Consider the following 15255-nt stretch of genomic DNA (forward strand, 5'->3'; position numbering starts at 1 on the left):
AACTAGCGAAGCGACTTAACTAATTAGCGTAGCATTAATAAAAAAACTCTGAGCCATAGCCCAGAGTTTTTTTATTGCCATTTTGAGACGAAAACAGTCAATTCTTTACCGTCTTTATCTTGAATATTACTTAATACTAATAAATTATCTTGATTTTTATGAATTTCACAGACACATTTGATTTCATCATTATAGTAACATTCATGCTCAAATAGTATATCTATTTCCTTTAGCTCATATTCCTCTCTAATCTCCTGTGGAACACTATCCATAAACCATTGTACATACTTAACATTATTGACATGCTTATTAAAATCTATATCAGAATATCTAACTTTAAAATTACTAACATATTCTTTATTTTTTACTTTTTCTAATCTTTCAAGACTACCAATTAATTTCTTTGTTGTAGAGTTCTTATCAACATTATAAGCTTTGTATTGATCATCAGTAATTTTTATAGCTCTTCTTTTAACAATGTCAATTAATAAGAATAATGCACTACCTTCCACTATCTTAATATTCTTTTCATCATATATTTCATAACTCCTTAATGCATAAAACTTCTTAAATTCTTCCGCAACAGTTTTTACTCTTATTTTTTCTTCATACTCAGGGTATCTATTTACCTTGATATTATATTTATAAAATACCCATGTAATATTTCTTTCTGTTAAATAATCCATCCCTACATTTAAGCTTTCTGCATGCTTATTTCCTACATCACCTAAAAAATTCATTATACTTTCTAGGGTACAATTTAAATTCTTATCACATTCATAATAGTGAATTTCATACATCTTTTCATAACTTATTCCCATAATTATCCCCTCTTTCTAATAGTATTTATTTTAGCAATAAAAATAGGCATAGATTTACTTCTACACCTATTTCTCTTTTATTTGTTTAGTTTATCTAAAAGATCTTCTATATTAAGTCCATGAACTAATGCAGCTTCTTCAACTGTTTCCATTTGTGCAGATGGACATCCAACGCAGCCCATACCAGCTGATGCTAAAACTTCTATTTTCTCAGGATAATTTTTTACAATTTCACCAATTGTCATATCCTTAGTAATCATTTTCTCACTTCCTTTAATAGAATTTTATACAACTGTATATATTTTACATAATATAAAGTTTATTTTCAATATTTTCCCATAAACTATTCATAAATAATATTCTAACTACTAAATTAAATACTAATATAGACCACTATTATTCCCATTGCTATTTACATCATTTAAAATATTATCTACATTTATCCCGTACCTTATAGATACATCTTCTACTGATGACAATTGATTTTCCATATTACCATAACATGGTATACCATAACTATTAAATATATCAATTGCACCTGGATTTTCCGCTAAAATCTGGCTTATAGTACTATTTTTATCAACCATAAAGAATCACCTCTAAATTTTTTTATATTTATAGGCTTTCCTTCACAGTTTATAATTATACTATATTTCTTTTACTCTTATAGTCTGACTTCTCTTTGGTCCAACAGAAACTATTGAAATTCTTGTATCCGTTAATTCTTCAATTCTATTTAAATATTTCTTTGCATTTTCATGTAGCTCATCAAAAGATTTAGCTTTAGCTACTGATTCATCCCATCCATCAAATTCTTCATAAATAGGCTCACATTTTGCTAAATCCTCTAAGCTTGCTGGGAAATAATCTATTATCTCACCATTAAACTTATACCCAGTACATACCTTTATCTTATCTAATCCTGCTAATGTATCAATTTTTGTTATAACTAAAGATGTTAATCCACTAACTCTTACAGCTGTCTTTAATATAACAAGGTCAAGCCATCCACATCTTCTTGAACGACCAGTAGTTACCCCATACTCATGACCCTTTTCTCTAATCCATTCACCAGTTTCATTTTCTAACTCTGTAGGGAAAGGTCCTTTTCCAACTCTTGTTGTATATGCCTTAGCAATCCCTACACTATTAGTTATCATATTAGGTCCTATACCAACACCGCTGGCTACTCCTCCTGCTGTTGTATTAGAAGAAGTTACATATGGATATGTTCCATAATCAATATCTAAAAGCATTCCTTGTGCCCCTTCAAATAATACATTTTTATCTTCTTTTATATTATTATAAACTACTACTGAAGTATCCTTAACAAAAGGTGCTATTTTTTCAGCATACTTGCTATATTCTCTATAAATTTCTGCAAAATCTAACGCTTCTCCACCTAATACTTGTGTTATATATTTATTTTTCACTTCTAAATTGCTTTTTAACTTTTCTTCAAAAACTTCTTTATTTATTAAATCACAAACTCTTATACCGCATCTTTCAAATTTATCAGTATAACAAGGACCTATTCCTTTACCTGTTGTTCCTATATCATTCTTTCCTCTTGCAAGTTCCTTTAATTTATCTAGAACCTTATGGTATGGCATTATTATGTGAGCTCTATCACTTATAACTAATTTTTCTGGTGTTACTCTTATGCCCTCTTTTTCTAGATATTCTATTTCATCAAATAAAGCTACTGGATCTACTACTACTCCATTACCTATTACATTTAACTTTTCATCATGTAATATTCCTGAAGGTATTAAATGAAGCTTATATTGCTTATCCTCAACTTCTACAGTATGCCCTGCATTGTTTCCACCTTGATATCTGACTATTACTTCAGCCTCTTCTGCTAAATAATCTGTCATTTTCCCTTTTCCTTCATCGCCCCATTGAGCTCCTAAAACAATAAATGCTGACATAAAATCTGCCTCCCTTTTAAAAATATTGCCTTATCTTATAATTTTTTAATAATTTCTTACCTATTCATACTATCAAAGTAATTATAAACTTTCAAGATTTTTGCGAATATTTATTTATTTTTATAATTAATAATTCGTAAGGAATCCTTTGTATAGATAGTAATCTTATATTTTCCTTTTTAAATAAAATTACTTGCTTTATTTTTACGAACTATATCTTTTTTTAGTAATTAAATAAAAAAGGAGCTAGATAATACTAGCTCATTACATTGTTTTTGATTTATCTGCACATTTTTCTATAGCACTGATAACTGCAGTTCTAAAGCCTTTCCTTTCAAGCTCTAAAACTGCTTCAATAGTTGTTCCTCCTGGTGAGCAAACAGAATCCTTAAGTTCTCCTGGATGCTTTCCTGTTTCTAAGGCTAATTTAGCAGATCCTAATATACTTTGTTCTGCTAGCTTATATGCCTTAACTCTTGGTATTCCTAGCTTAACTGCTGCATCAGCCATTGCTTCTATAAACATAAAGACATATGCTGGAGATGAACCACATAAAGCAGTAAAGGCATGGAAGTCTTTTTCTTCTAATAATTCATATTTTCCAAAGTAATTAAATAAAGAACAAACTTCTTTTAACTCCTCTTCATCAATATGTTTATTTTTACATATAGCTGACATACCTTCACCAACTAAAGCTGGTGTATTAGGCATAGTCCTTATTACTTTTACCGCAAAACCAAAATACTCTTCTATTTGTTCAATAGTAATTCCTGCTGCAATAGATACAATTATTGAATCTTTGCTTACTAAATCTTTTATTTCTGATATAACTTCCTTAAAGAAGTGAGGCTTCACAGCTAAAAATATAATATTGGCTTTTGCTGCTACTTCTTTATTATCATTAGTTGCTTTTACTGCAAATTCTTTCTCTATAACTTCTTTAGATGCTTCTGTTTTAGCTGAAACTATTATATTTTCTTTTCTTATTTCTCCACTACTTATAAGTGATCCTAACATAGCTTTACCCATGTTTCCACATCCTATAAAACCAATCATCTTATTTTTCATTAAAATCCACACCTCTTCTATCTATTCTGAATGAACTAAATCTAAATCTGCAAACTTAGAGTGAGCTCCAATCCATGCCATTTTAACTGTTCCAACTGGGCCATTTCTTTGCTTAGCTATAATACATTCACCAATATTCTTTTGTTCAGTTTCTTTATTATAGTATTCATCTCTATATAAGAACATAACAACATCGGCATCCTGCTCAATTGATCCTGACTCTCTTAAATCAGAAAGCATAGGTCTATGGTCAGCTCTCTGCTCAGGTGCACGAGATAACTGTGATAGCGCTATTACTGGACATTCCATTTCTTTAGCTAGTGCCTTAATAGATCTAGAAATTTCTGATACTTCTTGTTGTCTATTATCTCTTGCTGAGCTACCAGACATAAGTTGTAAGTAGTCTATTAGAATCATATCAATTCCATGCTCCATCTTAATCTTTCTACATTTAGATCTCATTTCCATAACTGTAATACCAGCTGTATCATCTATGTAAATTCTAGCCTTTGAAAGCGGTCCTGTAGCACGGGCAATCCTTTCCCAGTCATCATCATCTAAATTACCTGTTCTAAGTTTTAGCATATCAATATTAGCTTGGGAACATAAAAGCTTATAAGCCAATTGTTCCTTTGACATTTCCAGTGAAAATATCACTACGCTTTTTCCTTCTTTCAATGCTGCATTTTCTGCAATATTCAGTGAAAATGTAGTTTTCCCCATGGAAGGTCTCGCTGCAATAAGAACCATATCTCCTTTTTGGAACCCTGAAGTCTTGGCATCTAAATCCTTTATCCCTGAGCCAACTCCAGTTATTTCTCCCTTGTTATTAAACAGTCTTTCTATTTCTATGAATCCTCTTTCTAGAACTGATGAAAGTGGTTCATACTCTTTAGAATCTTTATTTTCTGTCAAATCAAAAATTTTCTTTTGGGCAATATCTATTACTTTCTCAACATCACCACCATTATTATAACTTTCTTCAATAATAGATGTAGATGTCTTTATAAGTTTTCTTAAAGTAGATTTTTCTTCAACAATCTTTATATATGAACTTAAATTAGCTGTAGTTGGAACAGAAGCACTAAGCTCTGATATATATGTAACTCCCCCAGCTTTCTCTAACATATCCGCAGACTTAAGATGCTCTAATAATGTAACTAGATCAACAGCCATATCTTTTGCGTACATTTCTTTAATGGCATTATATATGACCTTATGTCCATCTCTATAAAAGTCTTCTTCTTCTAGCTTTTCAAATACCTTAGCCATAGCATTCTTGTCAATCAACATTGCTCCAATAACAGACTGTTCTGCTTCGATACTTTGTGGCAAGCTTCTCATCATAGGTGCATCCATAAAGCATTCCTCCTTCCAAATGTTTTTTTGCAATAACACTATTATAATATATTACCCTTATCATAAGTAGTACTTTTTAAAGTAAATTTTATATATTAACTACCAAGCAATTTATTAAAAAAACGAAGGATTGCTCCTTCGTTCTTTATTCAAATACTATTTCCATAAGCTCTTCAATATTGCTTACTGCTCTTACTTCTATATCATTAAGACCTAAAGGAATTTCTTTTTCATTGTCCTTTGGTACAAGAACAAGCTTAATTCCTTTTCTTCTTGCGCCATAAATCTTTTCAAAGATTCCTCCTACTGGCTTAACCTTTCCTCTTAAGGAAATTTCACCAGTGATAGCTACATCTTGACGTATCTTTCTGTTTAAAAGAGCACTGATTATACAAATAGTTATTGCTGCACCTGCTGAAGGTCCATCTATCTGTCCTCCACCAATGACATTAACATGTATATCATATTCCTTAATATCTTTATCTGTTATCTTTCTAATAACTGATGCTGCATTAAATACTGAATCTTTTGCCATAGAGCCTGCTGTATCATTAAACTTAATTGTACCAGCACCTTTTTTCTTAGCATGGAATACAGTAGCTTCTATTTCTATTGTAGAACCTAGAAATCCACTTACACCTAAACCATAAACGTGGCCTACTTCTCCAGTTTCAAGATTCTTTAATATTTCAAAAGGAGTATATCTTCCTATAGATATTACTTCTTCAACATCTTTTAAAGAAATTACTTTTTGCTCTACTTCTTCTTTATTATATAATGAATATCCATAAGCATCTGATAATATATTTACAGCTTTTCTACCTTCAATGGTATATTGACTTATTAAGTGTGCTACACCATCTTCTAGTGTTACCTCAAGTTTCTTAGCTGCATTATTAACTATTCCTTCAATATCCTTTGATGATAATGGCTCAAAATATACTTCTGTACATCTTGATCTTAAAGCTGGATTAATTTGTCCCGGCTCCTTTGTTGTCGCTCCAATCAACACGAAATCTGCTGGTGCTCCATTATCAAATAAGTATTTTATATATTTAGGAATATTCTCATCATCTGGATCATAGTAAGATGATGAAAACTCAACTCTCTTATCTTCTAAAACTTTTAAAAGTTTATTTTGTAGAATATCATCCAATTCTCCAATTTCATCAATGAATAATACTCCACCATGAGCTTCTGTAACTAATCCAGTCTTTGGTTCTGGTACTCCTATTTCAGCTAAATCTCTCTTGCTTCCTTGATAAATTGGATCGTGTACTGAACCTAAAAGTGGATTTGTTATTTCTCTTGGATCCCATCTTAAAGTAGTACCATCAACTTCAACAAACTTTGAATCTTCATCAAAAGGAGTAGAGTTTAATTTCTTTGCTTCTTCTAAAGCAAGTCTTGCTGCTGATGTCTTTCCTACTCCCGGTGGACCATATAAAATTATATGTTGAGGGTAAGGTGATGCCATCTTGGATAAAAGTGACTTAATGGCTCTTTCTTGACCGACTATTTCTTCAAATTTTTCTGGTCTTAAAAGTGACATTACATTTTTATTAATCTTCTTAGCATCTAATGCTTCTAATCTTTCAAGCTTGCTATTAGTTTTTGAGTTTTCAATACCTTTTTGCTTTTTCATGATAGATAATTTTATTTCATCCATAAACTTATCTTGTCTCTCAGCTAAAGCTTTTTCAACTTCCACTTCAATTTTATTTTGAACATACTTTTTAGCAATATTTTCTGATATCCAATATACTACGTCTTCTAAAACCTCTACTGCTTCACTATCATTTGGAACTATCTTTGCTCCATTTCCATCTGATGCAATAACATTTAGAGCATATATTCTTTCATTTATATCTGTGGAATTAATATATTTCTGCAATTTAAATCTTACTGTCCTTGCTCTTATTGCACCTTCATCAAGAACATTTTTTAATATATCAAAAAGTACATTTACTTTTGCTTCTAAAGGTAAATCACTATCTAATATATTTTTAAAATCTAATTTTTCATTAAATGAATTCAAATTTAGTCCTCCTTATTGTTTAGGAACAATAACAACCTTCATCTTTGTTGAAACTTCTGGATATAATTTAACTTCAACATCATATCCTCCAGCAACTTTTATTGTACCTACAACAACTTTCTTCTTGTCTATTGATAAATTGAATTTGCTATTTATAGCTTCTGCAATATCTTTATTAGTTATTGCACCAAATAATCTTCCACCATCTCCTGCTTTAGCTTCAATATTAACTTCCTTACCTTTTAAATCAGCTGCTAACTTTTGAGCTTCTTCTAATTCTGCAAGTTTTTTCTTTCTTTCATTTTCTTTCTTTACATTAAGAACATGTAATTCATTAGCAGTTGCTTCCATAGCTAATTTCTTAGGGAAAAGATAATTTCTTGCATATCCATCTGATGCTTCTATAACATCACCTTTTTTACCTAATTTTTTAACGTCTTGTAGTAATATAACTTTCATATTATGCACCTATCCTTTAAAGTTTTATTCTTTATTGTCTTTTTTATTATAATTATATCTATAATTTTACTCTTTCTTAATAGCTCTATGTTAAAATAATGAACTTTTTTATTCTTTAATATTTCTAGCTATAGATTCTTTAAGAAGGCTTAATGCTTCAGCCATTGGCATATTTAACTTAGCCCCTGCCATATTCATATGACCTCCACCTCCTATTTCTTCTAATACAACTTGCACATTAATATCTCCAACAGAACGCCCACTTATGGCAACACTTCCATTTGATTCACTTAAAACAAAACATACATCTATCCCTGATATATTTAAAAGTTCATCAGCTGCTCTGGCAACAATTACTGTATTAGATGAAGAACTTGGGCATACAGCTATGGCAAGATTATTTTCCACTTCTGCATTCTTAATTGTTTCAGCTATAACTAAGTAATCTTCAAAACTATCAGCAAACATCTTTTTAACTTCTAAAGTATCTGCTCCTAATTCTCTTAAAAATGCTGCTGCATCAAAAGTCCTTACACCTGATTTAAACTGGAAGCATTTTGTATCCATAACAATACCAGCTAAAAGTCCTTCTGCCTCTAAAGGCTTGATAATAGGCTTTTTAAGTATATATTGTATTATTTCTGTTACCATTTCTGAAGTTGATGAAGCATACACTTCAATATAATTTAATAATGCACCTTCAATAATATCCGGGCTTCTTCTATGATGATCTATAATTATTTTTCGATTAATCTTTTCAACTAAATCTATATTTTTAACATAGCCTTTATTATGAACATCAACAATTATTAAAAGTGTTTTATCATTTATATATTTTTCTGCTTCTTCACCAGTGATAAACATATTATCATATGCACTATCCTTTTTTAATTGTTCTAGATAGTATTCTATGGCATTAATGTCCTGTTCTAATATTATATTGCAATTCTTTCCTAATTGTTTGATAGTAGTCCAAAGGCCTACTGATGCTCCTAAGCAATCCATATCTGGATTCTTATGACCAATTATAAATACATTGCTACTTTCAAAAATTAATTCCTTAATTGCTTGGGATATAACCCTTGCTCTAACTCTTGTTCTCTTTTCAAGTTCTCTTGTATTTCCACCAAAGAAGTGGATTTTATCATTATTTTTTACAACTACTTGATCTCCACCTCTTCCTAAGGCTAACTCCTTAGCAATTACTGCAAAGTTATAGTTTTCTTGAGGTGATATTCCGCCTCTTCCAACACCTATACTTAAGGTAACTTCTAACTTATTTCCTATATCAATGCCTGATATTTTTTCTAGTATATCAAATTTGCAATTTATTTCATCATTTATGTACTTATCTTGTACTGATAAAACATACTTATTTGATTCATATTTTACAATCATAGCCTTAAGCTTTTGTCCATATGCATTTATGGCTTTTTCCACTTCTGCTACAAGCATAGGTCTGTTATTTTCTTCAGTTCTTTCCAAAGCTTCTGATAAGTTATCTACTTCTATAAGTACTACGCTTTCCTTTGTAGCATACAAGTCTCTTAAGTTGCTCACTTCAATAAAATAAACTATATATAAATTATCTTCTTTATCTTCATCATATTTTATTTGATTTGCATATACACTGTAAAATCCTTCTTTAATTTTAACTCGCTGTTTTAAATCTTTATCACACTTTAATAATTTCTGTAAGTCTAAATCTCTTGCTATAGATAAGATATTTTGTTCTTCTATATCTTTATTGCTTAATTCTTTTTTAAATCTCTTATTACCCCATATGATTTCACCATTTTCATGTATTAAAGCAATGGGATATGACATATCTGAAATATTATCATTTATATTAAGCTTTATTTTGGAAGTTATTAAACTTGACTGATCATTTGTATTATTTATATTTATCGTTTCATATAAAATAACATATAGCAGTATTACTAAAAAAATAGTTGCTAGAAAAAAATTATATGTGTAAAAAGAAATAATACTTGCTAAAATTATTACAGCACATATTAAAAAAATATCATACTTTTGTAGCCTTTCTTTCATTAAAAGCCTCCTAATTTTATATTAATACCTTTTTTTAAGGTGATTTTGAAGCTTACTTAGATTTTTCCCCTCTTTTTCATATGAATGGCCTTCATTTATGCCAATTTTTAATTTTTTACTCATATCATCATCTACTTCATTGCAGCTATACCCTAATTTTTGTGCTAATACATATAATATTAAAATGGCCCCAGAAATACAATTTAAAATAGCATCTTGAGCTGCACTACTTCCTCTTGCTAAAAGAGAATATAATTCACCTATTATACATAATAAATTTGCCTTAAGCTCTTCTATCATTTTCATATTAGCCATAATATTTAACTCTTCTTTTTTCACAACTTCCCCCTCCCTTATACCCTTGTATATTTATTTTAATAATATTTTATAATTTATGCAACTAAATAGACTTATCAGTTACATAATATGTAAATATTTTATTTTTTTGTAAAAAATAAAAGCCCCTGAAAAATCAGGGACTCCTAAACTTATTACTATTCAGTTGTGAATGGTAATAAAGCTATATTTCTTGATCTCTTTATTGAAGAAGTTAATTCTCTTTGGTGCTTAGCACAAGTTCCAGAAATTCTTCTTGGAAGAATCTTACCTCTTTCAGTAACGAATTTTCTTAATTTGTTAACATCTTTGTAATCTATTGATTCAGCTTTGTCAACACAGAAAGCACATACTTTTCTCTTAGATCTTCTCATTTTTCCGTTTCTTTTCATATCTCTCATCTGTCTTACCTCCTTTTTTATAAAATTAGATATTTCCTTAGAATGGCATATCTCCATCATCTACTGGAGTCATGTCATTATCAAAGCCCATTCCGCCAAATACATCATCTGCAGAATGTGAATAATCAGAACCGCCACCGTTGAATGAACCACCGTTATTGCTTCCTCCATTACCTTTTGATAAGAAGGATACACCGTTAAATGTATCAGCAACAACTTCGGTTACATATCTCTTAGTGCCATCTTTTGCATCATAAGATCTAGTTGTAATTCTACCACTTATAGCAATTTGACTACCTTTACTCATGTATTGAGCAGTGTTCTCAGCTTGCTTTCCCCATATTACTACAGGAATAAAGTCAGCAGATTTTTCACCAGTCTTACTGTTGTAATTATCAATCGCTAATGTTAAGGTGGTAACAGCCGTTCCATTACCAGGAGTATATCTTAGTTCTGGATCTTTTGTTAATCTTCCTATAAGTATTACCTTATTCATTTAAAACACCACCTAATTAGTTTTCTTGTTTAACAACAATGTGTCTTATAACACCATCAGTAATTCTGAATACTCTATCTAATTCTTTTGGTAATTCAGTGTTAGCTTCAAAGTTTATTAAAGTATAGAAACCTTCGTTAACTTTAGCAATTTCATAAGCAAGTTTTCTCTTACCCCAGAAATCTACGTTTTCGATAGTTCCTCCACCATTTTCTATAACACCTTTGAACTTTTCGATGTTAGCTTTAACAGCCTCTTCATCTAATGATGGGTGTAATATAAATATAGTTTCGTACTTTCTCATCATTTTCACCTCCTCCCCTCGGACTCACGGCTACACTTTGTGTAGCAGGGATTACAATTTAAAATTTTATCACTATAAATATTTATTTTCAAGTTTTTTTTATTTTATTTGTCTTTATTTTATAACCTTTTTTGCTTCTTTTTGGAACTTTACCCTTGGAAGCATCACTATTCGCCCACAACCTACACATTTTATTTTTATATCAGCGCCTAGCCTAATCACTTCAAATTCTTTGCTACCACAAGGATGTTGCTTCTTCATTTCAACTATATCTCCAAGGTCAAACTTATCTATCATTTCCTACCCCTCCTTTTTAGTATTTATCTTACCATTGAATATTCATTATTTTCTCTCTTATATATATTCTTATAAGATATATTTCCTTCATTTATCACTTTATTTACTGCTTCTTCATCATCTAATCTTACACATAAACCACAGCTTTGAGTTATTGAGGTTGGTGTAGGCATCATTCTAAATGATAATCCCATTTCCTTCACAGTTTTTTCTCCACTCATAGCATCTAATGTATTTTTAAATACTATTATATAATATTTCATCTTTATATCACTCCCTGATGGCATATTTACAGTTATTTAATACCCATAGTATATTATACTTATTTTTCAATATATACAAAATATTTTGCTATTGATTTTTTAAATTTTTCTTCTATTATAATTTATAAAGGAAATTTTTTGATTTTTTATATTAATATACTTTAAGGAGTTTTTTATGAATGTTTATTTAGATAATGCTAGTACCTCTTTTCCTAAGCCTAAAGCGGTATGTGATTCTATATATAATTTCTTAGCTAATATTGGTGGAAATAGTGGACGTTCTAATCATACCAATGCTTTGGAATCAAATAGATATGTCTTTGATACAAGAGAAAACATCGCTTCATTTTTTAATTTTCCTAAGATAGAAAATGTTATCTTTACTAATAATATAACCTCATCCCTTAATATACTTATAAATGGCATATTAAAAAAAGGAAACCATGTAATCACATCTTCTATAGAGCATAATTCTGTTATAAGACCTCTATGGAACTTAAAAGAATCTAATATTATTGACTTAGATATAACAGAAGCAAATAGCTTAGGAATAATTAATGTGGAAAGTATCAAGGCTTTAATAAAACCTAATACAAAACTTATCATTCTAACTCATGCTTCTAATGTCTTAGGAACTATTCAACCTATAAAAGAAATCGGAAAACTTTGTAAGGAAAATAATATATTCTTTATTTTAGATAGCGCTCAAAGTGCTGGTGTACTTTCTGTAGATTTTTCAGAGTTAAACTTAAGTGCTTTAACTTTTACAGGTCATAAAAGTTTACTTGGGCCACAAGGTATTGGTGGTTTTATAATAAGTGATGAGCTAAATGAAATATGCCTCCCATTTATCTTAGGTGGTACTGGTAGTCTTTCTCACGCACTAAATCAACCTGACTTCCTACCTGATAAATTTGAATCTGGAACATTAAATATTCCAGGAATAGTTGGCTTAAACGAAGGCCTTAAATTTATTAGAAAAGAAGGTCTTAAAACCATATATGAACATAATAGCTATCTAAGAAAATATCTTATAGAAGAAATATCTAATATACCAAACTATAAAATATACGGTGATTTATCACCTGAAAAAGGAACTACTTGTATATCATTTTCACATGATAAATTAGATATAAGTGAATTATCATACATTTTAGATTCTGATTTTAAAATAAGCAATAGAAGTGGTCTTCACTGCTCTCCACTTGCTCATAAAACCATCGGTACATATCCTAATGGAACTGTCAGATTCAGTATCGGCTATTTTAATACTATGGAAGAAATAAAATACGTTATCCATAGTTTGAATAAAATAAATAAATTATATTAGAAATCTTTTTTTATTGAATACTATGTTTTTCTAATGCCCATACTCATAAATAATGAAATTGTTTTGAAATTATTTATAGGAGGTAATAAATGAAAGATATGTGTTGTATTGATGGTTTTTCTCCCACTTCAAGTTCAGAGATTAAAGCATATTTCATAAAAAATTTAAAGCCCATTATCGATGATAATAGAGACATAATTTTTTTATGTATTGGCACAGATAGAAGTACTGGAGATTCTTTGGGTCCATTAATAGGTTATAAACTTAAACCAATTATTCCCAAAAACATATATGTATATGGCTCTTTAGAAAGCCCTATTCATGCCACCAATATACTTACTATATTAGATAAAATTAAAATCAATTTTAATAATCCCTATATAGTTGCCATAGATGCTGCATTAGGTTCAGTTCATAATATCGGCAAGATAATTATTGAAAACAAGCCTTTATCACCTGGTGCTGCCTTTAATAAATCCCTACCACCCATAGGTAATATGTCTATTAAAGGTATTGTAAATATTTCAGGTTGTATGGATTTTACCTTACTTCAAAATACAAGGTTATATACTGTTATGACTTTAGCTGATTCTATTTCAAATGGTATAAGCTTATTTTGTAAATTAATAAAAAAATCTGTATCAAACTGAATAAGTTTGATACAGATTTTTTATATTATTCTTTGCTCATTGCTTCATTTAAAACATGTAATTCTTCTTCTGATAATTCATATCTAGATATACCTTTATCTATTGGTTTTGCATAAGTAGTACTATCTTGTCTGCTATATATACCTGTTAAAACAATACCATCATTATGTGAATCTAAAAGTGCAATAGAGAAGCTTAAATCACTTCCTACATCTTCAAAAGCTTTATATCTCATTATTGCCACTTTATTAACACAGCCTTTTAATGCTTCTTCAAATCCATTGGTGATTTCTAATGATTTTTGAGAGTTTTGTACTGCTTCTTCAATTCTATCTAAATTACTATTTATAAGTTCCTCGATACTTCTTCCTTTAGATCCACGCATCATCTTTTTATATCTCTTATTAACCTTGCTTACTGATATCATTAATACTATTGTAATTAAAAATAATAGTATCGTGATTATTGCTAATCCTAAAACTATAAAAATCGAATATTCATTAATAATATTTAATATCTTATCCATTTATTCATTTTCTCCCTTTCAATGTTTCACGTGAAACATTATAGCTTAATTATATCTAATATTCTTTGTAAGTCCTCATATGAATAATATTCAATCTCTATTTTCCCTTTATTATTTTTATTGCTTATATTTACCTTAGTTCCAAAATACCCTTGTAACCTTTCAGTAATATCCTTGTAGTATGGATTTAACTCTTCATTTTCTTTCTTATGTGGTTTAGCAACTTTCTTTTCTTTGCAATCCTTTATAAATTTTTCAAGTTCACGTACTGATAGCTTATCATCGATAACCTTTTGTGCCACTTCACACTGTAGATTAGCCTCATTTATTGAAAGCAGTGCTCTTCCATGCCCCTCTGAAATCACACCTTCAATTAAATATTGCTTTACTCCTTCAGAAAGATTCAATAATCTCATGGTATTAGTTATAGCTGTTCTTGATTTTCCCAGTCTCTTACTTAACTCTTCCTGTGTCAGATTAAACTCTGATATAAGCTTCTTATAAGCATTTGCTTCTTCAATTGAATTTAAATCTTGTCTTTGTATATTTTCAATTAAAGATATTTCCATAACTTGCTTGTCTGTTAAATCCATTATTATTGAAGGAATTTCTTTTATTCCTATAAGCTTAGCAGCTCTCCAACGTCTTTCTCCTGCCACAATAATATAATTATTACCTACTTTTCTTAATATAATAGGCTGTATAATTCCATTATGTTTAATAGACTCTGCCAATTCTAATATTTTTTCATCATCAAATAATTTTCTTGGCTGTTCATTATTGTTTTTTATTAAGTTAATATCAATAAGTGCTACTCCATCTTTATTATTTTCTTTTTTACTATTAATATTATTAGATACTTCGTCTGGAATTAAAGCATTTAATCCCTTGCCTAGCCCAAATTTCTTACTCATAATATCA

The 15255-nt window shown here is 29.7% G+C and carries 19 protein-coding genes; 2 read left to right on the forward strand and 17 right to left on the reverse strand.

The genetic code is table 11. The features are described 5' to 3' along the window. Positions 1-71: 71 nt before the first annotated feature. The 15 genes from BHW04_RS06420 to BHW04_RS06490 all read right to left on the reverse strand — a co-directional run bounded on the left by BHW04_RS06420 (position 72) and on the right by BHW04_RS06490 (position 11828). Complete coding sequence (locus BHW04_RS06420; RefSeq protein WP_302631983.1) at positions 72-821, reverse strand: acyl-[acyl-carrier-protein] thioesterase; 750 nt, start codon at positions 819-821, stop codon at positions 72-74. A gap of 77 nt (positions 822-898) precedes the next feature. Next, positions 899-1081, reverse strand: a complete 183-nt coding sequence (locus tag BHW04_RS06425) for a DUF1858 domain-containing protein (RefSeq protein ID WP_022211684.1) — start codon at positions 1079-1081, stop codon at positions 899-901. A 120-nt stretch (positions 1082-1201) separates the two neighbouring features. After that, entirely contained in the window at positions 1202-1408 is a 207-nt protein-coding gene (locus tag BHW04_RS06430; RefSeq protein WP_022211683.1) for a DUF1858 domain-containing protein, read from the reverse strand. 60 nt (positions 1409-1468) lie between these two features. Beyond that, positions 1469-2755, reverse strand: coding sequence for an adenylosuccinate synthase (locus BHW04_RS06435; RefSeq protein WP_302623118.1), 1287 nt, complete (start codon positions 2753-2755; stop codon positions 1469-1471). A gap of 264 nt (positions 2756-3019) precedes the next feature. Then, positions 3020-3823, reverse strand: coding sequence for a pyrroline-5-carboxylate reductase (gene proC, locus BHW04_RS06440; RefSeq protein WP_302699228.1), 804 nt, complete (start codon positions 3821-3823; stop codon positions 3020-3022). A 21-nt stretch (positions 3824-3844) separates the two neighbouring features. Next, positions 3845-5182, reverse strand: coding sequence for a replicative DNA helicase (locus tag BHW04_RS06445; RefSeq protein ID WP_302699229.1), 1338 nt, complete (start codon positions 5180-5182; stop codon positions 3845-3847). Positions 5183-5327: 145 nt separating this feature from the next. Then, complete coding sequence (lonC, locus tag BHW04_RS06450; RefSeq protein WP_370545587.1) at positions 5328-7184, reverse strand: Lon family ATP-dependent protease; 1857 nt, start codon at positions 7182-7184, stop codon at positions 5328-5330. A gap of 48 nt (positions 7185-7232) precedes the next feature. Next, positions 7233-7679 (reverse strand): 50S ribosomal protein L9, encoded by a 447-nt coding sequence (rplI, locus tag BHW04_RS06455; protein ID WP_022210983.1) that lies wholly within the window; start codon positions 7677-7679, stop codon positions 7233-7235. A gap of 108 nt (positions 7680-7787) precedes the next feature. Then, complete coding sequence (locus tag BHW04_RS06460; protein ID WP_302699230.1) at positions 7788-9731, reverse strand: DHH family phosphoesterase; 1944 nt, start codon at positions 9729-9731, stop codon at positions 7788-7790. Positions 9732-9752: 21 nt separating this feature from the next. Beyond that, positions 9753-10070 carry a MazG-like family protein gene (locus BHW04_RS06465; protein ID WP_022210985.1) on the reverse strand — a complete coding sequence of 106 codons (318 nt, stop codon included), beginning with the start codon at positions 10068-10070 and terminating at the stop codon, positions 9753-9755. A 155-nt stretch (positions 10071-10225) separates the two neighbouring features. Next, positions 10226-10468, reverse strand: coding sequence for a 30S ribosomal protein S18 (rpsR, locus tag BHW04_RS06470; protein WP_022168278.1), 243 nt, complete (start codon positions 10466-10468; stop codon positions 10226-10228). Positions 10469-10505: 37 nt separating this feature from the next. Further along, entirely contained in the window at positions 10506-10964 is a 459-nt protein-coding gene (locus tag BHW04_RS06475; RefSeq protein WP_022210986.1) for a single-stranded DNA-binding protein, read from the reverse strand. A 16-nt stretch (positions 10965-10980) separates the two neighbouring features. Then, positions 10981-11268, reverse strand: a complete 288-nt coding sequence (gene rpsF, locus BHW04_RS06480; protein ID WP_186835591.1) for a 30S ribosomal protein S6 — start codon at positions 11266-11268, stop codon at positions 10981-10983. Positions 11269-11382: 114 nt separating this feature from the next. After that, complete coding sequence (locus BHW04_RS06485) at positions 11383-11565, reverse strand: DUF951 domain-containing protein (RefSeq protein ID WP_022210988.1); 183 nt, start codon at positions 11563-11565, stop codon at positions 11383-11385. A 23-nt stretch (positions 11566-11588) separates the two neighbouring features. After that, positions 11589-11828: a DUF3343 domain-containing protein gene (locus BHW04_RS06490; protein ID WP_022210989.1), complete on the reverse strand. Its 240-nt coding sequence runs from the start codon at positions 11826-11828 to the stop codon at positions 11589-11591. Between the two features lie 175 nt (positions 11829-12003). Here BHW04_RS06490 and BHW04_RS06495 point away from each other — a divergent pair, with 175 nt between their 5' ends. Continuing rightward, complete coding sequence (locus BHW04_RS06495) at positions 12004-13158, forward strand: aminotransferase class V-fold PLP-dependent enzyme (protein ID WP_302699231.1); 1155 nt, start codon at positions 12004-12006, stop codon at positions 13156-13158. 89 nt (positions 13159-13247) lie between these two features. Then, positions 13248-13808: a spore protease YyaC gene (gene yyaC / locus BHW04_RS06500; protein WP_022210991.1), complete on the forward strand. Its 561-nt coding sequence runs from the start codon at positions 13248-13250 to the stop codon at positions 13806-13808. A 25-nt stretch (positions 13809-13833) separates the two neighbouring features. On the opposite strand, the gene BHW04_RS06505 is transcribed toward yyaC, so the two are convergent. Together BHW04_RS06505 and BHW04_RS06510 are read right to left on the reverse strand one after the other, a co-directional pair. Further along, the gene (locus tag BHW04_RS06505; protein ID WP_186835586.1) at positions 13834-14334 is read right to left on the reverse strand and encodes a DUF4446 family protein; all 501 of its coding nucleotides are present in this window, start codon (positions 14332-14334) and stop codon (positions 13834-13836) included. Between the two features lie 38 nt (positions 14335-14372). After that, positions 14373-15248, reverse strand: a complete 876-nt coding sequence (locus BHW04_RS06510) for a ParB/RepB/Spo0J family partition protein (RefSeq protein ID WP_022210993.1) — start codon at positions 15246-15248, stop codon at positions 14373-14375. Between the last annotated feature and the right edge of the window lie 7 nt (positions 15249-15255).

The sequence above is a fragment of the Clostridium sp. 29_15 genome, from assembly GCF_001916075.1.
Taxonomy (GTDB): domain Bacteria; phylum Bacillota; class Clostridia; order Clostridiales; family Clostridiaceae; genus Clostridium; species Clostridium lentum.

Excerpts from the sequence above, each read along its gene's own strand:
- BHW04_RS06445 (WP_302699229.1), bottom strand. The coding sequence starts at position 5,182 with ATGGATGCACCTATGATGAGAAGCTTGCCACAAAGTATCGAAGCAGAA.
- yyaC (WP_022210991.1), top strand. The coding sequence starts at position 13,248 with ATGAAAGATATGTGTTGTATTGATGGTTTTTCTCCCACTTCAAGTTCA.
- BHW04_RS06485 (WP_022210988.1), bottom strand. The coding sequence starts at position 11,565 with ATGATAGATAAGTTTGACCTTGGAGATATAGTTGAAATGAAGAAGCAA.
- BHW04_RS06430 (WP_022211683.1), bottom strand. The coding sequence starts at position 1,408 with ATGGTTGATAAAAATAGTACTATAAGCCAGATTTTAGCGGAAAATCCA.
- BHW04_RS06490 (WP_022210989.1), bottom strand. The coding sequence starts at position 11,828 with ATGAAATATTATATAATAGTATTTAAAAATACATTAGATGCTATGAGT.
- BHW04_RS06425 (WP_022211684.1), bottom strand. The coding sequence starts at position 1,081 with ATGATTACTAAGGATATGACAATTGGTGAAATTGTAAAAAATTATCCT.
- proC (WP_302699228.1), bottom strand. The coding sequence starts at position 3,823 with ATGAAAAATAAGATGATTGGTTTTATAGGATGTGGAAACATGGGTAAA.
- BHW04_RS06505 (WP_186835586.1), bottom strand. The coding sequence starts at position 14,334 with ATGGATAAGATATTAAATATTATTAATGAATATTCGATTTTTATAGTT.
- BHW04_RS06495 (WP_302699231.1), top strand. The coding sequence starts at position 12,004 with ATGAATGTTTATTTAGATAATGCTAGTACCTCTTTTCCTAAGCCTAAA.
- rpsF (WP_186835591.1), bottom strand. The coding sequence starts at position 11,268 with ATGAGAAAGTACGAAACTATATTTATATTACACCCATCATTAGATGAA.
- rpsR (WP_022168278.1), bottom strand. The coding sequence starts at position 10,468 with ATGAGAGATATGAAAAGAAACGGAAAAATGAGAAGATCTAAGAGAAAA.
- BHW04_RS06460 (WP_302699230.1), bottom strand. The coding sequence starts at position 9,731 with ATGAAAGAAAGGCTACAAAAGTATGATATTTTTTTAATATGTGCTGTA.
- BHW04_RS06435 (WP_302623118.1), bottom strand. The coding sequence starts at position 2,755 with ATGTCAGCATTTATTGTTTTAGGAGCTCAATGGGGCGATGAAGGAAAA.
- BHW04_RS06475 (WP_022210986.1), bottom strand. The coding sequence starts at position 10,964 with ATGAATAAGGTAATACTTATAGGAAGATTAACAAAAGATCCAGAACTA.
- rplI (WP_022210983.1), bottom strand. The coding sequence starts at position 7,679 with ATGAAAGTTATATTACTACAAGACGTTAAAAAATTAGGTAAAAAAGGT.
- BHW04_RS06510 (WP_022210993.1), bottom strand. The coding sequence starts at position 15,248 with ATGAGTAAGAAATTTGGGCTAGGCAAGGGATTAAATGCTTTAATTCCA.
- BHW04_RS06420 (WP_302631983.1), bottom strand. The coding sequence starts at position 821 with ATGGGAATAAGTTATGAAAAGATGTATGAAATTCACTATTATGAATGT.